Origin of the sequence: Labrenzia sp. VG12, assembly GCF_002237595.1 — a bacterium.
GTDB lineage: Bacteria > Pseudomonadota > Alphaproteobacteria > Rhizobiales > Stappiaceae > Roseibium.
Genome location: NZ_CP022529.1, coordinates 670,105 through 693,453, shown reverse-complemented (window position 1 = coordinate 693,453; position 23,349 = coordinate 670,105). Strand labels below are relative to the sequence as shown.

The following is a 23,349-nucleotide window of genomic DNA, read 5'->3' as shown; positions in this document are numbered from 1 at the left end:
CGGAAATCGCATTGAAGACACTGTCCTTTATCACGTTTCAGGACAGGACATCGCCTCTGCCATGATTGTCAACAGGCCTTCTTCCACGCATCTGATGAAGACAGCTTGCACCCCAAAACGGAGATCTCATGTTGCCGTCTTCAAACCACCCTTTCCGGTTTTCGCGCCTGTTTTGTCTGACTGTATCCCTTGTCGGAGCGATGATAATGTCACCCGGCGTTCAGGCCGGCGAAGCCCTGCCCTACGGACCTGGCGTTTCGAAAATCACCATAGAAGACAACCGTCAGGACCGGCCGCTCGCGGGCGACATCTGGTATCCGACCAGCACACCGGACATTCATCCGATCGCGAACAAGAGCAAAGTCTGGCAAATGGCACCTGCCGATCCGGACGGGCCGCCGGCGGAGGGAACGTTTCCGCTGGTCGTTGTATCCCACGGCATGTACGGCAACACCTTCAACCAGTCCTGGCTCGGATCCGAGCTTGCCAGGCGCGGCTATGTCGTCGCCATGGTCAACCACCCGGGCACAAGCTCCTGGCTCCGCGACCCGGACCACACCCGCAAGCTTTGGGATCGCCCGGTCGACCTCAGCCGCCTGATCAGCTTTCTCATTGAAGAAAGTCCTTACAGGGACCGAATTGATATCAACCGCATTCATGCCGTCGGCCATTCTCTTGGCGGGTTCACGGTCATGCTGCTGGCCGGCGCAACATTTGACCAGACCCGATACGAGACCACATGTGCCGGCGAAGACCAACCCGTTGCCTGCAAGGTCCTGACCGGATGGTCCATTGCCAGGACAGAGGCCGACCAGGCGGCCATGTCGGTCTCGCGCAAGGACAGCCGCGTCAAGAAAATTGTCAGCCTCGACCTTGGCGGCACCCCGGTGCTGTCGCGGCCAAGCCTTGCCGCCCTCGATATTCCCGTCCTCGTTCTGGGCGCCGAAAGGGCAGACATGCTCGACCAGGACCGGGAATCCCGCGCACTTGCCGCGTCCCTCCCCCAGGACAGGGTTCATCATGTTGAGCTGGAGGGCGCCGGGCATTTCGATTTCATGGGACAATGCAAACCGGCAGGATATGCCATTTTGAAAGAACATGAGCCCGGCGATGAAATCGTCTGTGTCAAAGGTTCCGTTGAACGCGCAAGCCAGCACCGCCGTATCCTGTCTGAGGTATTGGATTTTTTGACACCCTGACAGGCGGTTCTTTGACGAAGGCGGCGGGCAGGAGTGCAGTGATGCCACAGCCCGCCGTTTCCACGCGGTTTCAAGCAGGATTCCGCTTGCATCCGGTGAGAGCCTTCGCCAAACATCCCGCCCATGTTGCAAATCAATGACCTCACTTACCGGATCGGGGACCGGCTCCTGATCGACAAGGCCAGCGTGACCCTGCCCGGCAAGGCCAAGACCGGGCTGGTCGGCCGCAATGGTGCCGGCAAATCGACGCTCTTCAAGATCATCACCGGCGAGCTCGGCACCGAAACTGGCGGCGTGCAGATCCCCAAGAGAGCCCGGATCGGCCAGGTGGCCCAGGAGGCGCCGGGCACGGAAGACACCTTGATGGAAGTGGTGCTGGCGGCCGATACCGAGCGCAGCCGGCTGCTCATGGAAGCAGAAACGGAAACCGACCCGGACCGGATTGCCGAAATCCACACCCGCCTTGCAGATATTGGAGCCCACACGGCTGAAGCACGCGCGGGGTCCATTCTCTCCGGTCTCGGGTTTGATGCCGACGCTCAGCAGCGCCCCTGCTCATCCTTTTCGGGCGGTTGGCGCATGCGTGTTGCCCTGGCTGCGGTGCTCTTTTCCGAGCCCGATCTGCTGCTGCTGGACGAGCCGACCAACTATCTCGATCTGGAAGGCACGCTCTGGCTGGAGAATTATGTCTCCCGCTATCCGCACCAAGTTCTGTTGATCTCCCACGACCGGGACCTTCTCAACAAGGCCGTGGACAGCATTGTTCACCTGGAACGCGGCAAGCTGACCTACTATTCCGGCGGCTATGACAGTTTCGACCGTCAGCGGCGCGAAGCGATGATCCTGGCCGAAAAGGCCAAGGAGAAGCAGGATGCCCAGCGCAAGCACATGCAGGCCTTCGTCGACCGCTTTCGTTACAAGGCCAGCAAGGCCCGCCAGGCGCAATCCCGGCTGAAGATGCTGGAAAAAATGCAGCCGATCGCCGCATTGACGGATGAAAGCAGCAAACCCATCCATTTCCCCGATCCGGAAGCCCAACTGGCACCACCGATCCTGAAGCTGGAAGGCGTTGCCACGGGCTATGGCGACACCAGAATTCTGTCGCGGCTGACGCTCAACATCGATACCGATGACCGGATCGCGCTTCTGGGGGCAAACGGCAACGGCAAATCGACGTTCGCAAAGCTCATTTCCGGTCGTCTCGGCGCCATGGACGGCGAGATTACCAAGGCGTCAAAGCTGAAGATCGCGTTTTTTGCCCAGCACCAGCTGGATGAACTGAAACCGGCCGAAAACTCGGTGGCTCATGTCCGCGCCCTGATGCCGGAAGCGCCCGAGGCCAAGGTCCGTGCGCGTGTCGCCCGAATGGGGCTGCCGACCGACCGCATGGATACACCGGCCAAGGATCTTTCGGGCGGGGAAAAGGCGCGTCTGCTTCTGGGGCTCGCCACCTTCGACGGTCCGCACCTGCTGATCCTCGACGAACCGACCAACCACCTGGATATCGACAGCCGCGAAGCGCTGGTCATGGCGCTGAACGAGTTCCAGGGCGCCGTGGTGCTGATCAGTCACGACCGCCACCTTGTGGAAGCCTGTGCCGATCGCCTGTGGCTCGTCGCGGATGGCAAGGTCGCGCCATATGATGGCGACATGGAGGATTACCGCCGCCTGATCCTGCAGGGACCGGAGGCTGCGCAAAGGGCCCGCGACAAGGCGGATGCCGAAGACGCCGAAAAAGCCTCGGCCCAGGAAAAACGCCGGGAAGCTGCCCAGAAGCGCAGCCAGTTGAAACCGCTGAAACAGAAGATCGACGCGGCGGAAAAGGAATTGGCCCGGCTTCAGGACAAGATCGGCCGACTCGACGAGGCTCTCGCCGACCCGGAGTTCTTTGCAAAAGAACCGGAACGGGCAACCAAGTTTGCCAAGGAACGGGCCTTCTGCGAGAAAAAACTGGTCAAGACCGAAGAGGAATGGCTGGAACTCTCCGCCGAATTCGAAGAGGTGTCCTGATGGCCGAAATTACCACGCTGGGTTTCGATGCGGATGACACGCTCTGGCACAACGAGCGTGTCTTTCGCCTGACCGAAGACCGCTTTGCCGATCTGCTTGCGGATTATACGGAAAAAAGCCAGCTCTCCGAGCGGTTGCTGGCAGCCGAGCGCCGGAATGTCCTGCATTACGGATACGGCGTGAAAGGCTTCACGCTGTCGATGATCGAGACGGCGATCGAGGTAACGGACCGCCGCGTGCCGGCCGACGTGATTGCCGAGATCCTCGAAGCCGGCCGCGAAATGATGAAGCATCCGGTGGAACCCCTCCCTCACGTGGAAGACACGCTGAAGGCGGTGAAGGGCGATTACAAGCTTGTTCTGATCACCAAGGGCGACCTCTTCGACCAGGAACGAAAGGTCACGGCGTCCGGACTGGATGTCCATTTTGATGCCATCGAGATCGTCTCGGAAAAGACCGACGCCACCTATGCGACCCTGTTTTCAAGGCACGGCAGCGGACCAGCACAGGCACTGATGATCGGCAACTCCCTGAAGTCGGATATTGTGCCTGCCCTTAATGCCGGCGCTTATGGCGCACACGTTCCCTATGACATGACCTGGGCCCTTGAAGAGGCCGACGAGCCGATCGGCCACGAGCGGTTCTTCAGACTGGACAATATCGGCAAGGTTCCGCAGTTGCTGGCCCGGTTGAGTTAAACACCGCCTGCTTCGTGCCGTCCCCTTCCCTGGAGACGGCACTTTGACGTTGTGCCGGTCATCCGACCGGTCTTACCCGTTCAGCTCTTCTTTCAGCAGCTCCATCAGTTTGCCGTCCCTCGGAATGTCGCCGCTCTTTCCTTCTTCCATCATCCAGTAGAACCGGCCGGGCTTCAAAGACAGCGGGAGTTCGTAATCCATGCCCTCCCATTCCTCGCGGAAGGCATAGAACGCCCAGTGGCCACCGCGGGCGTCGACGGCATCGATCACGTCCTTCAGATAGGTGCCACAATCCTGCCAGCGGCGCATACAGCCGAATTCACCTGCAACAACCCGGGTCGGCGCCAGCCCCTGCTCTTCGGCCCAGTCAAAGGCCTTGTCGATATGCGCGACGACATCCGCCTTGCGCCAGCTGAGCGCCTCGCCGCCATATTGGGTTGTCACGCCTGGATAGCGATAGGGTTCTTCGCGTTTCATGTTGCCCGAGCTGGTCGCCTCGTAAGGCTCATACATATGAAAGGCATAAAGGACACGCTCATCGTTGAGCCTGTCCGGCCAGGCGGCAAGAGAACGAGGATTGGCATAATAGCCGGCATCCACCATCACCGGTGTTGCTGTGTCCTCTTTCCTGATGGCCGCGATGACCCGGTTGTAGAACAACACCAGATCCCTGGGACCGTCAACCTGCTCTTCTTGCCAGGCAACCAGATCGCTCATGGCACCATTCTCCGCCAAACCCGTTGTCTTTTCAGGGGCGGGCTCATTGACGATGTTGTATGCTGCAATCGCGGGATGATCCTTGAACTCGGCAGCCACATCCGACCAGAACCGGACGGCCTGGTCCGCATAGGCCGGGTCGGACCAGAGCCGGTCATCGAACGTGCCGTCATTCTGCTGCGACCAGCGTGCCCCCGGCAGGCTGAGTGGCACAATGACAACCTTCAGGCCCGCCGAATGCGCGGCATCAAGCGCCTTGCGCAGTTTGGCGACATCTTCCTGCGGCAGGCCCTGATAATTGTCGGCATTGCCAAGAAGAAAGTCCCGCCCCTCGCCTTTCCATTTGCTGAAGGTCAGTCGCACCCAGGTCGCGCCTGTTCCGGCCAACGCCTCGAAATAGGCCTTGTCGGGTGTCAGCTCGTTAAAACTGTTGCCTCCCTTTTGCTGTGTGTCCCAGAAGCCGATGAGATCTGCGGCCTGACCGGCACTTGTCAGCGGTAGACTCAGGATCGCGCTCAGGAAAGCTGCTTGGCGCAGTTTGGCCATGTGGTGTTGGTCCTGTTTTGGCGGAATTGAAAATCTGTACTTGCGGAGACAGACCGGCAGGCCAGCCGAAGACGACAGCCTGCCGGGTTTGCTCATCACGTTTTGGCACCCGATGCTGGAGCCCGCTTACTGGTCCAGGACCGTGAGATCGGCGTTTTCAGAGGTGATCAATTGTCCGCCATCTGTCTCGCGAATGAGGTTGATTTGATCCGCTTCCAACCGCATGGACTTGAAGGCGATACGGACATTGCCCGAATAGCGCGTAGCACCGTCTTCCTCGGTGATCTCATCCGCTGAGATTTCAAATGCCTCCTCGGGGGCAAATCGGATTTCCACGTTTTCGCGATAAAGATAACGCTGCCCGTCCTCTGAACGAATGTGACCCGCCTGAATTTCGAATGCGGATGCTGCCGGAATGGAATTCGCGAACAGAAGAACCGGCAGGCTGGCTGCCAGAAGTTTGTGTCTCATGATTGACTTCGTGCGACAGTGCCTGACGGCACCTTGCACGCTCCTTTGGGTGAGGGAAACCACCGGATTCCCGCCAACGCGGACAATTCAAAAGTGGCTTTTACGTCAGTTATTTAGATGTGACTTTGAGGCGTATTTTGGGCAAGGTCGGCTCTTGATTGGGGAAATGTGCGGCCCAAAGATTGGCAGTGCAATCTGGTGCCGGACACAGCTGACTGGTCGCCGCCGCGATGCGCCCCAAGGACGTTTCCAAGATTTGTTGGAATTGCCTCAAATTCTAGGTGTTGTCGTTAGAGAACATTCTGATTTCCGCGCCACTCTGTCCTGTCGACCGCCGGCAGTCCGATAAGGTGCGGCCTGACCAAACAACCCTGTCTTCATTAGGTGTTGAAGGAAACATGATGCCCCTTGCGAAAACCATCACAGTCCTGATCGGCGCCGCCGCCCTGATATCCGTCCCTGCACTGACGCCTGATCTGCCCTGGCAGTTTCTGCAAGTCGACGATGCATTCGCAAAAAACAGCAACGGAAACGGCAATGGCAATGGCGGCGGGAACGGAAATGGAAACAGCAATGGTAATGGCAATGGCAATGCCAGTTCCAGCAGGTCGGCAAACAACGGTGGAGGAAGTGGCAATCGCGGCAACGCCAAAGCCGTATCCGGAAACGGCCTTGGCGGTTTTCTGAATTCCGTCTTTGGCAAACGCCAGGACAGCAAACGTCAAAGCGTTTCCAGAGGTGGTGGAACCAAGTCCAGGAGCCACCGGCTCCCGAAAGCCGAACGGGCTAAGCTGGCCAGTGTCGCCGTCACCCCTCAAGCTCACCCAGGTGGCAAACCCAAGAATTTCAATGCCAAGCTCGCCCGCCTCAATTCACTCAATCGAAACTACCGGGCGCTGATCAACTCCAACAGCCCCCACCTGGCGGCGATTCAGGCCTATATCGACAGTTCGCTGTCCTATGAGAAGCAGTCGAGCGCCCTGGAGGAACTCAAGGACCAGTTGACCAGCGCGCGAGACGATCTTAAGGATCTGCTGACGGAAATCGCCGCCTATGACGATTTCGCCTACGCCGACCTGACCAGCGAAGAACTGGAGGCCCGGCTCGCAGCACTGGATGCGGTGGACACAACTGACCTGACTGACGACGAACGCGCGGCGCTGGACGCAGAGCGCCAAGCATTGACAGAGACGCTGGAAAGCGACGCCTATAGCAATTTCAAGGATGCCGAGACGGCCTTTCAGACAGAAAAGGACACTCTCGATGCCCTGGCAACAGATGTTTCGGATGACGCCCTGACAGAGGCCCTTCTGTCGATGGCCAATGAAAACCGGGTCAGGGAATACGGCGACGACTATGTGGACGATGAACTGCTGGACTGGGCCAAGTCAGTGCTCGGCGTTGGCGACGAATACGGAAAAATCGACGAGATCCGGGAAGCCTCAGAAAGCACTTCGGATCCGACCGACACTGATTTGCGTCTGACAAGCACCGAGAACTAGAGCGCTTCCCGATTGGATCGGCTCAGTCTGTTTTCTCCACCGGACCGTCCGCTTTCAGCCAGTCCGCAAAGCCTTCCTTCAGATGGGCGGCGTCAAAGCCCATGTCCTGGAGTGTCGCGACAGTGAGGGCGGACCGCCAGCCGGCGGCACAGTGGAAAATGAAACGCCTGTCTTCGGCAAAGACCTCCTTGAAATAGGGGCTTTCCGGATCCACCCAGAATTCGATCATGCCGCGCGGACAATGCACGCTGCCGGGAATGAACCCGAGTTTCTGTCGCTCGCGAATGTCGCGCAGATCGACGAACACCACGTTCGGGTCTCCGACCAGTGCGATCGCGTCTGCCGTCTCGACCTCTTCGATCCGCTGCCTTGCCCTTTCGACCATTTCGGCCGATGAGAGTTTCAGTTTTTTCATCGTCACCACCCTGCCCTTCGTCGTTTGATTACGCTTTCCGTTCCCAGCCGCCTGCCTGCGTCTGTTGCCAATAGGCAATCTCGAACCCTTCCGCCTTGGCTTCCTTCCAGCGCTGGCGGGCTTCCTGGACCGCGCCCTCATCATTGCCGTCGAACATGTAGATGGCGCGCTTGTAGCCGCCAAGGGCCGGCGGCTCGGCCCGGTCGACCAGAAAACGCACGTCTGCCTCGTTCGGATTGTCCTGCTCCGGGGTCAGGTAGATCGGCTGATGCTCGGCATAGCCGTCTGCCCTGGTGCCGTGTGGCAGGAAACTGTCATCGGCAAAGGTCCACAAATGTGCATCCAGCGCGTTGCAGCGCTCCTGCGACCCTGTCTGCACCACGACTTTCCAGTCCCGCTCCAGGCATTTTTGCAACAGCTGCGGCAGGGCCGCCTCCAAAGGTTTATGCAACAGATGGTAAAAAACAACTTCAACGCTCATTTTGTTCCATCACCACGCTTCATGTGCATTTTCTGCCCTTCCTGAGCCGCTTATCCAGAGGCCAGCCGGAATGTGATGCAGCTGCGCAACACCAGCGTCACCAAATTCCCGCAACGGCAAACCGGCCATGGACACGCCAGAAGACTCGTATCATTAACCCTTCGAAAATGTCGATTGACTAGGGTTCGTTCCCGGGGACGATCCAAGGATCATTTTAGCGGCTGGTGACCGGTTTTCCCGAACCAGCTCAAAAGGGGATTTGCTGTATGCTTGCACGAGTTGTTGTGTTTTTTGCGTTGGTGGCCGTTGTTGCAGGGGCCACGCTCGGAATGGGGCTCCTGGTCGAACCGGCAACTGCTTGCCAAGCTTACAAGACCTGCTGATCCAGCAAACAGATACTCACGAAAAACCCGCCAACCGGCGGGTTTTTTGTTGGCAGATTTCCGATTTCCGGTGACCGGACGTCCCGCCGCTTTCTGAAACGGCGGGAGCACCAAACGGACCTGGTGTCAGCCTTCGTAGTGATCCGCGACCAGCTGGTTGAGCAACCGGACGCCATATCCTGACGCCCAGCTCTGGCAGATGTCGTCCTTCGGCGCACCGAACGCCGTGCCGGCAATGTCCAGATGCGCCCACGGCACATCATTGGCAAAGCGCTGCAGGAACTGCGCTGCCGTGATGGACCCGGCCCAGCGGCCGCCGGTGTTTTTCACATCGGCATTGGGTGTGTCGATGATCTTGTCATAATCCTTGGACAGCGGCAGGCGCCAGAGCGGCTCGCCGCTGGCCTTGCCCGCCGCGAGCAGATTGTCGGCCAGTTCGTCATTGTTGGAGAAGAGGCCGGCATTGAGATTGCCAAGTGCCACCAGGACGGCGCCTGTCAGCGTTGCCAGATCGATCATGATGGCAGGCTTGTATTTCTGCTGGGTGTACCACAGCGCGTCGGCCAGAACGAGACGACCCTCCGCGTCGGTGTTGAGGATCTCGATGGTTGTTCCCGACATCGCCTTGACGATGTCTCCCGGGCGCTGCGCGTTGCCGTCTGGCATGTTTTCCACCAGGCCAATCACGCCAACGACATTCGCCTTGGCCTTGCGCCCCGCAATTGCATGCATGGCCCCGACCACGGCCGCAGCACCACCCATGTCGCCCTTCATCTCCTCCATGCCGCCGGCCGGCTTGATCGAGATGCCACCGGTATCGAACACCACGCCCTTTCCGACCAGGGCGACAGGCGCAACGCCCTTCTTGCCGCCGTTCCAGCGCATGACGGCCAGCTGCGGCGGGCGCACGGATCCTTGCGCGACACCGAGGAGAGCGGCCATTTTCAGCTTCTTCATTTCCTTCTCGCCGAGGATCTCGACTTCAACACCAAGCGCTTCCAGGTCCTTGGCCTTCTGGGCGAACTCGACCGGGCCGAGCACGTTGGCAGGTTCGTTCACGAGATCTCGGGCCAGGACAACGCCATCGGCAATCGGCTCGGCGACAACCCAGGCCTTCTTGGCGGCCTTTGTATCTTCCACACCCAGCGCGAGCTTCAGCCCCTTCGGTGCGTCGTCATCCTTCTTGCGGGTCTTGTAGGCGTCAAAGGCGTAGGAACGCAGCTTTGCCCCCATCGCGAATTCAGCGGCCAAATCAGCAGACAGACCGACCTCGCCTGCCACTTCCAGCAAAACTGTTGCCGCGTCCGCCTTCACCTTTTGCAATTCCGCAAAGACAGCGCCCCCGAGGGCCCGCCAATCGTCCCGGCAGAGTTCCTCGGTTTTGCCCAGCCCGACAACGATCAGCCGGTCGAGCGCGAGTCCGGCCGGACCAACCAGATCAAGCGTGGTCTTTTTCTTGCCTGAAAAACCAGCGATATCGGCGACGCGTTTCAGCCCCCCTCGAGACTGGAGACGATCTCTTCGCCAACAGAACCCAGGGCAAGCCCATCGCCTGCCAGGATCACTGCAACACCGCCCTTCGGAGCGGCCGTTTTGGAAAAGGAAATCTTTGAAAGTTTGGTCATTCGTCGGTCTCGTGATTTCAGTGAGGCGTCTATGGACGGTAGAAGGATTGGATGCCGTCTCCCATGGATTGCGACATCTGCCACAAATCATGGGGTTTCAACAGCTTTTCGGCAAGAGCCGCAAAAATTAATGTATATTTACCATTCTTATTCATGGGCCATTCACCACATTCCGTGTTATTCGGTGCCAGGCCGTTTATCGTCATTTTTGCAAGGATCTAGTCCGGCGCGCTCATGAAAACGCTCGAACGTTACATCATCCGGCGGACGGCCTATGCATTCACGCTCACGATCGCGGCCATGACAGGTGTGGTCTGGGCGACCCAGGCGCTGCGCCAGCTCGATCTGGTAACGTCAAAAGGCCAGACCATTGTTCAGTTTATCGGCATCACGATGCTGGCCCTGCCCTTCCTGATCGTCATTGTCGCACCCTTCGCGCTGATGATTGCCCTGATCCTGGTTTTGAATTCGCTTTCCGGCGACAGCGAACTGATCGTGATCGATGCCAGCGGCGGGTCGCGCTTCCTGGTACTGAAGCCGGTCATGCTGTTTTCGCTGGTGGTCATGATGCTGACGGCGAGCATGTCACTCTATTTCGCGCCCATGGGGCTTGCCCAGCTTAGAACGGAAATCACGCGGGTGCGTGCAGACCTGGTCGCCAACATCGTCAAGCCCGGCCGGTTCATCACGGTTGAGAGCGGTCTTACCTTTCACATCCGCAACCGGACCGGCAAGGGCACGCTTGACGGGCTTCTTTTGCATGACACGCGGGACGAGGAAACGGCCTTCACCTACCAGGCCGATTCCGGTCAGATCGTCGAAGCCGCCGACAGGACGCTTCTGGTGATGCAAAACGGCACAATCCAGCGGCGCCCGAAGCAGGAAGGCGACATTTCAATCGTCCGCTTTCAGTCCTACGCCTTCGATCTCAGCAATCTCATCCCGGAGGCCGGCGAACCAGTCTTCAAGGCCAGCGAGCGCACCACAACGAACCTGATGTCTCCCGGCCGCAACGACGCCTATGCGCTGAAGAACCCGGAAAAGCTGATCCAGGAACTTCACGAGCGCTTCAGCCAGCCGCTTTACTGTCTTGCCTTCGGCCTGATTGTCTTTGCCTTCCTCGGCAAGGCCCGGACGACACGGCAGGGCCGCGGGGTTGCCGTTCTCGGAGCGATCTGCGCCTGTGTCCTGTTGAGAACCACCGGCTTCGGCGTCACGGCGGTTTCAGGCGATTCAACGGCTCTTCTGAGCCTGCTTTATATCGTGCCGGTGCTTGGCTGCCTGCTCGCCCTCGCCTCGATCTTCCGCGAACAACGCGGCGCGGAACCGAAATGGCTGAGCGACCTTCAGTTGCGCATCCAGGATCTGCTTGATGCGATCGGTGACCGGTTGAACGGCCGCCGCAGCGGAGGCGCTGCATGATCCTCGGCCGTACCCTCTCCGTCTATTTCTCCGGCCGGTTCCTGAAAGCGATCCTCGGCCTGTTTCTGTTCGCCGCCGTTCTGATTTTCCTGTTCGACGTTCTGGAACTGGTGCGCCGCGGCGGTGACCGCGAAGGCTTCTCGGTGCTGCGCGTGGCGCTGATTTCTGCCTTGCGTGTTCCACTGCTCCTGGAGCAGGTCATTCCCTTCACGGTCCTGTTTGGGGCGATTGCCGCCTTTGTGACGCTGAGCCGCGCGCTGGAACTTGTGGTGGCCCGTGCCTCCGGCATATCCGTCTGGCAGTTTTCCATGCCTGCCATCGTTGTCGGGATCGTACTCGGGGTCCTGTCGATCACGCTTTACAATCCTGCCGCGGTCTGGTTCCAGCACAAGTCGGACGAAGTTGCCTCGGGCCTGTTCGGGTCGGAACAAAGCTTCCTGCTGCAGTCCTCCAATGACGTGTGGGTGCGGCAGGACGGCGTTGACGGCGAATCCGTGCTTCTGGCCCAGCAGCTGCTTGAAGGCGGTACGAAACTGCGCGGTGTCACGATCTTCACCTTCGACAAGGACGGCACCTTCCGCGAGCGGATCGAGGCAGCCGAAGCCCGGCTCGGCGACGAAATCTGGTTCCTGGACGATGCCATCGTCTACACGACCGAACGGGATCCGCAGCCCTATGGCCGTTATCAGGTCAGCACGTTCCTGACGGCAACCGAAGTTCGTGAGAGCATCGGCTCGCCCGAATCAATTTCGTTCTGGAACCTGCCGCGCTTCATCGAACTCGCGAGAAACGCAGGGTTACCTGCCTATCGCTATAATTTGCAGTATCAGACACTGCTGGCGCGACCGCTTCTTTTGGTCGCGATGATTTTGATCGCAGCCGCGGTTTCCCTTAAAGTTTCGAGGTTTGGCGGGTTAGGAAGTATGATTCTGGGTGGAATCCTGTCCGGGTTCGTGCTTTACGTTCTAACCGAGCTTGCCAAGGACTTCGGGGGCGCGGGTATCGTCCCGCCCCTGGTGGCTGCGTGGGCGCCTGGAATATTTGGAGTACTTATGGGTTTGACAATTCTCTTGCATCAGGAAGATGGCTAAGGCGATGGCTTTTCCAACTTTCCTGACCACAGAGATTTGGGCCAACAAAGGCAGGCTGCTTGCGGCAGCCAGCGCGTGCGCGATTGCGGCGGTGCTCAGCTTTGCCGACTCCGTGCCAGCCACCGCTCAGGACATCGCTGCAGGACTGCAGGACCAACTGGATCCGAATGCCGAGCTGCTCCTGGAATCGAGCGAACTCACCTACGATTTCGACCGCGACCTGATCATCGCGACAGGGAACGTCCAGGTCTATTACGACGGCAACACCGTCCAGGCGCATCAGATCATTTTCGACCGGAAGAGCCAGCAGCTCAAAGCCGCCGGCAACGTGATCTTCATCGAGAAGAACGGCAACGTCGTGCGCACAGAGGAAATGGTCCTGTCCGAGGACTTTTCCGAAGGCTTTGCGCGCGCGCTTCAGATCGACACGACCAAGCGGACCCGGTTCCTGGCCGAACAGGCCCGTCGTGAAGGCAACAACATCACGTCGATCGAAAACGGCGTCTACACGGTTTATACCAAGCCGACCAACCCGCCGAACAAGCCGCCGCTCTGGCGTGTCCGGGCCGAGAAGATCATCCACAATCAGCAGGAAAAGATCATCCGGTTCGAGAATGCGGCGTTCGAGGTCTATGGCCAGCCCATCGCCTACCTGCCTTATCTGACGATGCCGGATCCGTCCATCAAGCGGAAGTCGGGTTTCCTGATGCCCAGCGGCATCGTCAATGAGAAGCTCGGCTACGGTGTGACGGTGCCCTATTACTGGGCGCTCAGCCCCTATTACGACGTCACCACGATCTTGACCCCGCTGACCAAGCAGGGCGTGTTTGGAGATGTTGAATACCGGCACCGGTTCGCTGCCGGCCAGGTCAGCGTGTCCGCTGCCGGCCTTTATCAGGCGCAGCCAAGCCAGTTCAGCACGTCGCGCGCTGACGAACGTTGGCGCGGTGCTGTCAACTCAAAGGCAAATCTCTCGCTTTCCCGCGACTGGACGCTGGGCTGGGACCTGACCTACAAAAGCGACCGCCAGTTCTTCAAGGACTACTCGTTCACCAGCTTTGGCGACAATGGTGAGACGTCCGAGATCTTTCTGGAAGGCAAGACCGACAGGAATGCCCTGACCGTCAGGGCCTATGCTTTCCAGATCTCGCAAGAGGACTACACGGACAGCCAGTTCAACGCCAACGGCTTCTCGCCGGTCGGCAGCTCGTTGCAGGACAAGCAACCGCTCGTTCTGCCCGTGATCGACTACGACTACGTTTTTGCCGATCCGATTCTTGCCGGTGAGCTGGCCCTGACGGCCAATTTCACCTCGCTGACGCGAGACGAGACCGACGCCTTCTCGATTGACGGCGGCACGACCGCGAAATTCAGGGGTGTCGACGGCACGTTCTCGCGCCTGTCCCTGAAAGGAAACTGGCGCCGGACGTTCATCGACCCGCTCGGACAATCCTTCACGCCCTTTGCCTATATGCGCGGCGACCTGTTCTTCCTGGCGTCGCCTGATAGCGATGTCACGGCCCTGACCGGTGAGAGCTTCGTCGGTCGCGCCATGCCGGCCATCGGCATGGAATATCGCTATCCCTTTATTGCGACCTTCGAGGGCGGCAACCAGATCCTGGAACCGGTCGCGCAGATCGTGGCGCGTCCGAATGAGCAACGCATCGGCGAATTGCCCAATGACGACGCGCAGAGCATCGTCTTCGACACGACCACCCTGTTCGATGCGGACAAGTTTTCCGGCTTTGACCGTGCCGAGGGTGGCACCCGGCTGAATGTCGGCCTGAACTACAAGCTTCAGCTGGACAGCGGCTACTATGTCAGCGGCCTGTTCGGACGCTCCTATCACCTTGCTGGTGACAACTCCTATGCGACACCGGACATTCTCGGTGCCACGCAGGATTCCGGCCTGGAAACGGATCTGTCCGACTATGTTGGCAGCCTGTACCTGGACACGCAATACGGCGTGAAGGTCGGTGCGCAGGCCCGGCTCGACAAGGAAGACTTCACCTTCAACCGTGTGCAGGCCCAGGCCAGCGCGATCTACGGCCCGGTGGTCTCGTCCCTTGCCTATGCCTTCCTGAACGCCCAGCCGGATGTCGGCATCGATTCGCCCCGCGAGGAATTGCTGGGCTCCGCCAGCCTGCGCCTGGAAGAGAACTGGCGCATCTTCGGATCGATGCGCTACGATCTGGAAAACAGCAACATCGTCCAGGACGGCTTCGGCATCGGCTATGACGACGAAGGTTTCTCGCTGTCGGTAACCTATGCGGAAGACCGCAGCCGCAATGACGGCGAAGAGGTGGATCGCACGCTGTATTTCCGGATCGGTCTCCGGACGATCGGCAATACCCAGGTGTCCAGCGGCGCGCTTAACTAGGTATCGTCTTTCAGCGATAGGTCATGATGCCGCCATGAATTCAGGCATCATGCGGGCAAACTTTGAAATTGTTGGCATGATGTGCGAAATATCATGCCCAAAACACGAACTTCGGTTTGGCCTCACGCCAGCACGGATGGTTTATCAATGCGACTTCGCCTCGTCCCTGTCCTCTTTTGCCTCGCGCTCATTCTGCCGGCGCCCTTTTCTGCACCGGCGCATGCGGCCATCAGGGTCATCGTCAATGACGTGCCCATCACCGACTATGACATCAGTCAACGGGCTCGCCTCATCACGCTGACCCAGCGCAAGTCCGCGTCTGCCGCCAAGAAACAGGCCAAGGAAGAACTGATCGATGACCAGGTCAAGCTTGGTGAAGCCGAACGGATGGGCGTCGACATCAGCCAGTCGGAAGTTGACAACGCCTATGCCAACATTGCGCGCAACGTGAAAATGTCGCCGGGGCAGCTGAACAAGGCCCTGCGCAGCGGCGGCGTAAAACCGGAAACACTCAAGGCCCGGCTGAAAGCACAATTGGCCTGGAGCCGGATTGTCCGCTCCCGCTTCAGCGGCAACATCGACGTCAACGAGTCCGACATCATCGCGGCTTTGAAAAAGACCGACGAAGAAGACCGCAAAAAGTCCGTCGAATATGACCTGAAACGCATCATTGTGGTCGTGCCGAAAAGCTCGTCCGGCGGCTTCAAGTCGAAACGCAAGCGCGAGAGCAACCAGATCAGGTCCGCCTTCAACGACTGTGAAAACCCCGGCGCGGTTCTCGGAAAGTACAGCGAAGTGGTGGTGCAGCCGATCGGGCGCCGCCTGGAAACCGAACTGCCCGCCAACATGCGTGACGAGATCAGCGCCCTGCAGCCGGGCAAGCTGACGAAACCGTCGACCACGCCCGTCGGGTTCGAGATGATTGCGGTTTGCGGCAAACGGGAGATTGCCTCCGACATTGCCGTTCGCACGGAGCTGGAAAACGAATTGCGGGCCAAGGAAGGCGAAAACCGGTCTCGCCGCTATCTCATGGAAATTCGCCGCCGCGCGACCATCATCTATCGCTGATCGCAGATGGCAAGATCACAAGAGACGCTTGCCGTCAGCATGGGCGAACCGGCCGGGATCGGGCCGGACCTGGCGCTGCTTGCCTGGGCCAACCGGAAAAACCTGAAGCTGCCTGTCTTTTACGTGCGCGGCGATGTCGAGCTGTTCCGGCAAAGATCGGCCAGGCTGGGCATGGACGTTCCGGTTGAGGCGGCAACGCCCGAAGAGGCCGCCGGCCTCTTTTCCCGGGCCCTCCCCCTTGTGCAGACCGGACCGGCGCTGGAAGACCGGCCCGGAGAAGAACAGGCGGCGAGCGCACAATCTGTCGTGTCAGCCATTGAAGGCTGTGTCGACGATGTCCGGAAAGGTCTCGCCAGCAGTCTTGTCACCTGCCCGATCAACAAGTCGGCACTCTACAAGACCGGATTTTCCTTTCCCGGACACACGGAATATCTCGGCGCCCTGGCAGAAAAGAACTGGCCAGGCGCTCCAGCCAGGCCTGTCATGATGATCGCCGGGCCGGATCTGATGGTCGTTCCGGTGACCATCCATATTCCGCTGAAGGACGTGCCGGAGACGCTGACCACCGAACTGATCGTGGAGACGGCCGAAATCACGGCCGCCGACCTCAAAACCAGGTTCGGCTTTACGGCACCAAGGCTCGCGATCTGCGGCCTGAACCCGCATGCGGGCGAAAACGGCTCCATGGGAACCGAGGACAGGGATGTCATCGCCCCCGCCATCGAACAGCTGCGCGCCAAGGGCATTGACGCGAGCGGCCCGCACCCGGCCGACACCCTGTTCCACCCGCCGGCCCGCACAAGATATGACTGCGCGCTCGGCATGTATCACGATCAGGTCCTGGTGCCGGCCAAGACCATCGGCTTCGATGACAGCGTCAATGTCACCTTGGGCCTGCCCTTTGTGCGCACATCGCCCGACCACGGCACGGCCTACAGCCTGGCAGGCACCGGACGGGTGCGCATCGACAGTTTTGCGGCCTCCTTGCGCATGGCCGATGCGCTGGCCCATCCCGAACGGTTCTAGGACGAGACCCCATGGCCCAGATCGACGATCTTCCGCCGCTGCGTGACGTGATCGCGGCCCATGGCCTCAATGCCAAGAAATCGCTCGGCCAGAATTTTCTGCTCGATCTCAACCTGACCTCGCGCATTGCCCGCTCCGCCGGTTCCCTGGAGGATTGCACGGTGCTGGAAATCGGCCCGGGCCCGGGTGGCCTGACCCGCGCGCTCCTTGCCGCAGGCGCCAGGAAGGTTGTTGCGATCGAAAAGGACAGCCGCTGCCTGCCCGCGCTTGGCGAGATCGCCGCGCATTATCCCGGCCGACTGGAGGTGATCGAGGGCGATGCGCTGAAGATCGACCCGGTCGCCGTCACCGGCGGCGACAAGGTCCGGATCGCCGCCAACCTGCCCTATAATGTCGGCACCCAGCTTTTGATCAACTGGATCACAACGGAGGCCTGGCCGCCATTCTGGTCGTCTCTGACCCTGATGTTCCAGAAGGAAGTCGGCGAGCGCATCAGCGCGGAACCGGGCTCCAAGGCCTATGGCCGGCTTGGCGTTCTGGCCGGCTGGCGCTGCAAGGGCGGCATCCTGTTCGATATCAGCCCCAAGGCCTTCACGCCGCCGCCCAAGGTCACGTCGGCGGTGGTGCACCTGACGCCAAATCCCGCCCCTCTGCCCTGCGACCTGAAGGCGCTGGAACGGATCACGGCGGCGGCCTTCGGCCAGCGGCGCAAGATGCTGCGGGCCTCGCTCAAGGCGCTGTCGCCGGATGCGGAACAGCTGATCGAGGCGGCCGGCCTGAAACCGACCGCGCGCGCGGAGGAGATCGATATTGCCGGCTTCGTTGCGCTGGCGAACAGTTTCACGACGGCCGGGGCTGCCGCGAAGAACTAGTCCCGGTCGAAAACGCCTTGTTGCGGCAACCGCCCCTGGCAACGGCCTTGCGGTTGTCCGGGTCATCCAGAGCGAGGTCTCGCGCCATCCAGTCGGGTGCGTCGGAGGCTCCGGTTGCCGCGTTGTTTTGAATTTGAAGGGTCGTCCGCTTGTTGCGCAGGCGGGACACCAGCCAGGTCACGATCATGTCAAACCTCATTTGTGATGGCCGGACCATGACAGACCCGTTTTCCTATGTAACTGAATAATGCCGCATGCTATCATTCATTTATGAATAATAGCGATTTCGACTGGGATGCGGTCCGGGTGTTTCTTGCGGTCGCCGAACACCAGAGCCTCAGTCAGGCTGCCGACACGCTCTCGCTGTCACAGCCGACCGTCGGCCGGCATGTGGCCCGGCTGGAAGACCAGCTGGACGTGCAGCTGTTCGACCGGCGCCAGACCGGTTATGAGCTGACAGGGGCCGGCCGGCGCCTCGTCAAGGTGGCACGAACGATGGCCCGCAGCGCGGCGGATTTCGGCCGCGCGGTTGACCTGGAAAAGGTCGATGCGCCCGAACAGGTCTGCCGGATCACGCTGGGCGAATGGGGCCAGCAGTTTCTGACCCTCCGGGTGGACGAGATCACGAAGGGCCTCGACAGGGTCCGGCTCGAATTCTATGCAGATGATGCCTTCTGGGATCTCAGCCGCAACGCCGCCGACATTGCGATCGGCAACCGTCCGCCCAAACACCCGCACCTGATTGCCCAGAAGCTGGGCGACATCGCCTTTCATGTCTATGCAGCGGAGAGCTATCTGGAGGCGCATCCGGACGCCGCTGATCCCCTCACCTGGCCCGACCAGATCTGGGCCGGCTATTGCGGCAGCCGCGCCCGCCTCAAATCATCCCAACTGCAGAACGAAATCCTGAAGGGCCGGCCCTGCCGTTATGCGGTCAACAACTCCATTGCCCTCTACAACGTCCTGAAAGGCGGCTATGCCATGGGCGTACTGCCCGACTGGATCGGCCGGTCCGAGGGCCTGCAACGCCTCACCGACGCTCCCCTTGCCGTCAACGACGCCTGGATGAGCTTCCACGAACGCCTGCGCCTCCATCCGACCCTGGTGGCAGTCAAGGACCGGATCGTGGGTCTCTACCGGCAGCGGTTTGCGGAAGCTGCGGGGTGTGGTTGAGGTGGGATGGCGTCTCTCGATTTATGAGGCCTATCTAATTTATAAGATTGGTCTCCGAAGGGCCTCTAAGATCGTGTTTTAAGTATATGTCGTCTTACAACTCAGGCTAATTAGAATCTATTTTCAAACGCCGCGTTTAGCACTGCTGCATCAATCGCGAACAACTCTAAATGGTTTATTTCATCTGCCCCAGACAGCTCCGCAGCTCTATTAAATATCGTTCAAGTGGAACCTCAAAGCGTCCGCTTCTGCTCAAGCAAAATTCTCATGCAATCGATGGCACTAACAAACCTCGGGGAAAGCTAGTCTGACAATCGACTTTCATGTAGGCTGTCTGGAATTACCTTTTTTGCTTTTCACACCCTACCAACGGACATACTTGCAAATTGATTGGAAAGAAAATGTCAGAATCAAATTCTAATGAAAATCGCAGTATAAGTAGTGAAAATTTTAAGAATTACACAGGAGGAATCGCCAGCATCTTCACTGTACTTGCTGTTTTGACAGGTGGAATATTTGCATATTTCAAATTTGTGGCCGTTGAGCAACCAAGTGCAAAATATAAGAACCTGGTGGAGACCGGTCAATTACGATCCCAGGTGGGTATCTCATCTGAAGTCAGTTTGAGCCAACTCTATGTGAATGAGCAGGACATGTTCAATCATATCAAGATGAATGAGCTTGCGGGTGATTGTAGCGGAGATGCTAACGATAGTCCTGAATATTGCGATGACTGGCCCAAAGAACTAGTTAAACCTATAGTGTGGAAACAAGCTAGTAGGCAGTGTAAAAATGGCAATCAAGCCATTATCAAGGCTTGGAACCTCACGATTTCCTTAGACATTGAAAACAAATCGACCGTTCCAGTAAAATTTTCATTCCAAAAGGCTGTATTCGACGTGCGAAACGATCCGCTAATAATCGCTTCTAGCATTGCAAATCACCAGGAAATAGAGACCGACGATTTCATCAAACCTTTTGGCGGAAGAAGTACATACCGAGTAGTTAAGGATGCTAGCTCTTTGCAAGAATACTTTGTTGGGAGTAAAGAAACTGAGATTGGATCAGGGTATAAAAACTCTCTCGGTTTCAAGTCGCAAATTTACATCCCCTTCGAATGCGATGAACATGAAAAAATTCTGACGGTGATATTAAACGCCAAAGTGGGGCACATTAACGTACCCAAAGATTTACCAGAAAACTTTAGCACTACAGAAAAAGAGATTGTAATTTCTTGCCGCCTCGGGCGAATTTAAGATGTTGATTACAGCAGTCTTCATTGCGGTGACTATGCATTAAAACTATACTCTCAGTAAATTAAACTCCTGGCGTTTTTTTCTGCAGTTAAAAATAAAATGGCGGACGTTTTTACTTTTATTATTATTCCGAAGAATTCGAAACGATTTAGGTCGTTTTATTGTAAACGAAGGAAGAGACCTCGAACATGGTCCGCCCAGTTTCTGCTGCGCCAAGCCACCCTCAGCCCGCGCCGCCGAGCTCCGCTTCCAGGTCATCCACCATGCCCTGAATGAGCGGGCCGATCTTTGGCGAGCGGTATTGCTTCAGGCGTTCGGCGCGCAGGATGGCGCGGACGTTTTCATAGGCCCGTTCCAGGTCGTCATTGACGACCACATAATCGTATTTTTCCCAGTGCCGCATTTCGCCGACGGCGGTCTTCATGCGCTTGGCGATGACATCGTCGGTGTCTTCCGCGCGCCGCTTCAGGCGGGATTTCATCTCCGCGATCGACGGCGGCAGGATGAAGATGGAGACGACGTCCGAGCGCATCTTCTCGTAGAGCTGGAACGTGCCCTGGATGTCGATGTCGAACAGGATGTCGCGCCCGTTCTCGATCGCGTTCTCGACCGGCCCGCGCGGCGTTGCATAGTAGTTGCCGTGCACTTCCGCCCATTCCAGCAGCTCGTCATGCTCACGCATCTGTTCAAAGCGGCCTGGATCGAGGAAGTGGTAATGGACACCGTCGACCTCGCTGGACCGGCGCGGCCGGGTCGTGACGGAAATCGACAGGGCGAGATTGTCTTCCTTGTCCAGAAGCAGCCGCGCAATGGTCGACTTGCCCGCGCCCGAAGGCGACGACAGAACCAGCATCAGCCCGCGGCGCTGCTGTTCGGCCTCTTCCGCGCTGACGGTGGTTCCGGACGGCGTTCCGGCGGGGGCGTCGGTCATGGGGCTTACTCCAGATTCTGTATCTGCTCACGCATTTGATCGATAACGGCTTTCAAGTCCAGCCCGATGGCCGTCAGATCCACGTCATTCGACTTGGAGCACAGTGTATTGGCTTCCCGGTTAAATTCCTGTGCCAGGAAATCGAGACGCCGGCCGATTGCGCCGCCGCTGTCCATCAGATCGCGGACGGCGGCGACATGGGCCTGCAGCCGGTCGAGCTCTTCGCGGATATCGGCCTTGGTCGCCAGCAGAACCGCTTCCTGGTGGAGGCGCTGCGGGTCCAGCTGGCCGTCGGAGGCATCCATCAGCTCGGCGACCTGTTTCTTCAGCCGGGCCTTGATCGCCTCGGGCTTGCGGGCCGGCAGGGTTTCGGCAGCTTGCGTCAGTTCCGCGATCCGGTCGATCTGACCGCGCACAACCGTGCTGATCGCGTGGCCTTCCGTGTGGCGCATGTCGACCAGATCGATCAGGGCGCCATCGAGCGAGGTCAGCAGCGCCTTGTGAAGCGCAGCCTGGGCAGCCTCGTCGTCCTCGGGTTCCTTCAGGTCAAAGACACCCTTCTGGGACAGAATGCCATCGAGGGACGGCGGCGCCAGGTCCGGCACACGTTGTTTCAGAAGATCGATGGTCGACAGCACGGCCTCAAGCGCCGCTTCGTTGACCTGCAGCTGCTGCGCCGACTGGTCGCGCTGCATGGCAAGGCCAATGGACACGTTGCCGCGGCGCAGCACCTTGCTGCAGCGCTCGCGGATTTTCGGTTCCAGGGTTTCCAGCCCGGCCGGAATGCGAATGCGCAGGTCCAGCGACTTGCCGTTGACGGATCTGAGTTCCCAGGTCCAGCGCACGGGACCCGCTTCCCCGATCGCCCGCGCGAACCCTGTCATGCTGGCAAGTGCCATCTGCCCCTCCGGTTTTCCGTCCGGCGCCTGCCGCGGACGCGGTCAGTTCGATGTTGCCGGCTGCGTTTCCTGGTTTTGCTGTTGCTGCCGGCGTTCCCGTTCGATCTTGCGCCACTTACGCACATTCGCCTGGTGCTGCTCGTAGGTCTCGGCAAAAATGTGCCCGCCGGTGCCGTCCGCCACAAAGAAGAGATCCAGTGTGCGCGACGGGTTGGCGACCGCTTCCATGGCCGCCCGGCCCGGATTGCCGATCGGTCCCGGCGGCAGGCCGTCGATCTGATAGGTGTTGTACTTGTTTTCCGCCTTCAGCTCGGACTGCTTGATGGCCGACCTGTCCTTGAGCCAGGCCTCGCCGCCGTAAAGGCCGTAGAGGATCGTGGGATCCGACTGCAGGCGCATGTTCTTGTTGAGACGGTTGACGAAGACGCCGGCAACGCGCGGGCGCTCATCGGCCAGTGCGGTTTCCTTCTCGACGATCGACGCCAGGATCACCAGCTCCTCGGGCGAATTGACCGGCAGATCGCTGGTCCGCCGCTCCCAGACCTCGGCGAGCAGCTTGTCCTGCGCCGCCTTCATCTGGTCGAGCACGCCCTGACGGGTCATGCCGCGTGCAAAGGTGTAGGTCTCGGGCAGCAGGGCGCCCTCGCCCGGCACGTCCGTGATCTCGCCGACCAGAACCGGGTGTTTGCGCACACGATCGATGATCTGGGCGGTGGTCCAGCCTTCCGGAATGGTGACGGAATGCGTGACCGCGTTGCCTTCCACCAGATCGGTCATGACCTGGTGCATGGAGACACCCGGTGCAAAGGCGTATTCGCCGGCTTTCAGATTGGTGGCGTTCTTGTAGAAGCGGATGCCGAGATTGAAGATCCACTCGTCAATCATGCTGTCGTCGATGACGCCCTGGCCGGCGAGACGGTCGGTGATGCCCGACAGGCCTGATCCGGAAGAGATCACAACCGTGGCGTCCGTCGCAAGCGGGCCGGCTTCCTCGAACTTCTTCTTGCCAAAGTAGAGAGCGCCGCCCACGGTCGCCAGACCGAAGACGGCCAGCGTGATCACCAGGTTGATCAGGATGACCAGCGGGTTGCGCACATGGCGGGAGCGCTGCGGCGGTGCCGGTGCCTGCTCCGGCTGCAAGGCTTCGCGCGGGCTTTTCGGCTTAATGCGCATATCGGTTCGCA

General features: G+C 59.2%; 20 protein-coding genes and 1 pseudogene. 12 read left to right on the top strand and 9 right to left on the bottom strand.

What is annotated here, in order from left to right:
- Positions 1-206: 206 nt before the first annotated feature.
- The 3 genes from CHH27_RS03205 to CHH27_RS03195 all read left to right on the top strand — a co-directional run bounded on the left by CHH27_RS03205 (position 207) and on the right by CHH27_RS03195 (position 3,907).
- The gene (locus CHH27_RS03205; RefSeq protein ID WP_208988492.1) at positions 207-1,199 is read left to right on the top strand and encodes an alpha/beta fold hydrolase; all 993 of its coding nucleotides are present in this window, start codon (positions 207-209) and stop codon (positions 1,197-1,199) included.
- A 123-nt stretch (positions 1,200-1,322) separates the two neighbouring features.
- Positions 1,323-3,209: an ABC-F family ATP-binding cassette domain-containing protein gene (locus CHH27_RS03200; RefSeq protein ID WP_094070300.1), complete on the top strand. Its 1,887-nt coding sequence runs from the start codon at positions 1,323-1,325 to the stop codon at positions 3,207-3,209.
- Positions 3,209-3,907, top strand: coding sequence for an HAD family hydrolase (locus tag CHH27_RS03195; protein WP_094070299.1), 699 nt, complete (start codon positions 3,209-3,211; stop codon positions 3,905-3,907). Before CHH27_RS03200 ends, CHH27_RS03195 begins: the two co-directional genes overlap by 1 nt.
- Before the next feature lie 72 nt (positions 3,908-3,979).
- Here CHH27_RS03195 and CHH27_RS03190 read toward each other — a convergent pair whose 3' ends face one another.
- Both CHH27_RS03190 and CHH27_RS03185 read right to left on the bottom strand, forming a co-directional pair.
- Entirely contained in the window at positions 3,980-5,170 is a 1,191-nt protein-coding gene (locus tag CHH27_RS03190) for a glycoside hydrolase family 5 protein (protein WP_094070298.1), read from the bottom strand.
- Between the two features lie 126 nt (positions 5,171-5,296).
- Positions 5,297-5,641, bottom strand: coding sequence for a hypothetical protein (locus CHH27_RS03185; protein WP_094070297.1), 345 nt, complete (start codon positions 5,639-5,641; stop codon positions 5,297-5,299).
- A 401-nt stretch (positions 5,642-6,042) separates the two neighbouring features.
- On the opposite strand from CHH27_RS03185, the gene CHH27_RS03180 reads away from it, so the two are divergent.
- Positions 6,043-7,143, top strand: coding sequence for a hypothetical protein (locus CHH27_RS03180; protein ID WP_157738661.1), 1,101 nt, complete (start codon positions 6,043-6,045; stop codon positions 7,141-7,143).
- Between the two features lie 22 nt (positions 7,144-7,165).
- Here CHH27_RS03180 and CHH27_RS03175 read toward each other — a convergent pair whose 3' ends face one another.
- The 3 genes and pseudogenes from CHH27_RS03175 to CHH27_RS03165 form a co-directional block, all read right to left on the bottom strand.
- Positions 7,166-7,558, bottom strand: a complete 393-nt coding sequence (locus tag CHH27_RS03175) for a rhodanese-like domain-containing protein (protein WP_094074484.1) — start codon at positions 7,556-7,558, stop codon at positions 7,166-7,168.
- A gap of 28 nt (positions 7,559-7,586) precedes the next feature.
- Entirely contained in the window at positions 7,587-8,039 is a 453-nt protein-coding gene (locus CHH27_RS03170) for a DNA polymerase III subunit chi (RefSeq protein ID WP_094070295.1), read from the bottom strand.
- A 509-nt stretch (positions 8,040-8,548) separates the two neighbouring features.
- Positions 8,549-10,047 (bottom strand): annotated as a pseudogene (locus CHH27_RS03165) (leucyl aminopeptidase).
- Between the two features lie 234 nt (positions 10,048-10,281).
- On the opposite strand from CHH27_RS03165, the gene lptF reads away from it, so the two are divergent.
- The 6 genes from lptF to rsmA all read left to right on the top strand — a co-directional run bounded on the left by lptF (position 10,282) and on the right by rsmA (position 17,906).
- Positions 10,282-11,469, top strand: coding sequence for an LPS export ABC transporter permease LptF (lptF, locus tag CHH27_RS03160; protein WP_094070294.1), 1,188 nt, complete (start codon positions 10,282-10,284; stop codon positions 11,467-11,469).
- A complete protein-coding gene (lptG, locus tag CHH27_RS03155; protein ID WP_094070293.1) occupies positions 11,466-12,560 on the top strand; it encodes an LPS export ABC transporter permease LptG in 1,095 nt (364 codons plus the stop codon). The genes lptF and lptG overlap by 4 nt, the downstream gene beginning before the upstream one ends.
- A 4-nt stretch (positions 12,561-12,564) precedes the next feature.
- Positions 12,565-14,940 (top strand): LPS-assembly protein LptD, encoded by a 2,376-nt coding sequence (locus tag CHH27_RS03150; RefSeq protein ID WP_094070292.1) that lies wholly within the window; start codon positions 12,565-12,567, stop codon positions 14,938-14,940.
- A gap of 147 nt (positions 14,941-15,087) precedes the next feature.
- Positions 15,088-16,008 carry a peptidylprolyl isomerase gene (locus CHH27_RS03145; RefSeq protein WP_094070291.1) on the top strand — a complete coding sequence of 307 codons (921 nt, stop codon included), beginning with the start codon at positions 15,088-15,090 and terminating at the stop codon, positions 16,006-16,008.
- 6 nt (positions 16,009-16,014) lie between these two features.
- Positions 16,015-17,034: a 4-hydroxythreonine-4-phosphate dehydrogenase PdxA gene (gene pdxA / locus CHH27_RS03140; RefSeq protein ID WP_094070290.1), complete on the top strand. Its 1,020-nt coding sequence runs from the start codon at positions 16,015-16,017 to the stop codon at positions 17,032-17,034.
- Positions 17,035-17,045: 11 nt separating this feature from the next.
- Entirely contained in the window at positions 17,046-17,906 is an 861-nt protein-coding gene (gene rsmA, locus CHH27_RS03135; RefSeq protein ID WP_094070289.1) for a 16S rRNA (adenine(1518)-N(6)/adenine(1519)-N(6))-dimethyltransferase RsmA, read from the top strand.
- On the opposite strand, the gene CHH27_RS03130 is transcribed toward rsmA, so the two are convergent.
- On the bottom strand, positions 17,875-18,093 hold the full coding sequence (locus CHH27_RS03130) for a hypothetical protein (protein ID WP_157738659.1): 219 nt from the start codon (positions 18,091-18,093) through the stop codon (positions 17,875-17,877). The two genes, rsmA and CHH27_RS03130, sit on opposite strands and share 32 nt — an antisense overlap.
- 83 nt (positions 18,094-18,176) lie before the next feature.
- Between CHH27_RS03130 and CHH27_RS03125 the strand changes: the two genes are divergently transcribed.
- Positions 18,177-19,079, top strand: a complete 903-nt coding sequence (locus tag CHH27_RS03125; protein WP_094070287.1) for a LysR family transcriptional regulator — start codon at positions 18,177-18,179, stop codon at positions 19,077-19,079.
- Between the two features lie 401 nt (positions 19,080-19,480).
- Positions 19,481-20,335 carry a hypothetical protein gene (locus CHH27_RS03120; RefSeq protein WP_157738658.1) on the top strand — a complete coding sequence of 285 codons (855 nt, stop codon included), beginning with the start codon at positions 19,481-19,483 and terminating at the stop codon, positions 20,333-20,335.
- A gap of 223 nt (positions 20,336-20,558) precedes the next feature.
- Here the strand turns inward: CHH27_RS03120 and gmk are convergent, their stop codons facing one another.
- From gmk to mltG, 3 genes are read right to left on the bottom strand one after another with little or no spacing between them, the layout of a single operon-like run.
- Positions 20,559-21,266, bottom strand: coding sequence for a guanylate kinase (gene gmk / locus CHH27_RS03115; protein WP_094070285.1), 708 nt, complete (start codon positions 21,264-21,266; stop codon positions 20,559-20,561).
- 5 nt (positions 21,267-21,271) lie between these two features.
- Positions 21,272-22,165 (bottom strand): YicC/YloC family endoribonuclease, encoded by an 894-nt coding sequence (locus CHH27_RS03110; RefSeq protein WP_094070284.1) that lies wholly within the window; start codon positions 22,163-22,165, stop codon positions 21,272-21,274.
- 42 nt (positions 22,166-22,207) lie between these two features.
- The gene (mltG, locus tag CHH27_RS03105; protein ID WP_094070283.1) at positions 22,208-23,338 is read right to left on the bottom strand and encodes an endolytic transglycosylase MltG; all 1,131 of its coding nucleotides are present in this window, start codon (positions 23,336-23,338) and stop codon (positions 22,208-22,210) included.
- Positions 23,339-23,349: the final 11 nt, after the last annotated feature.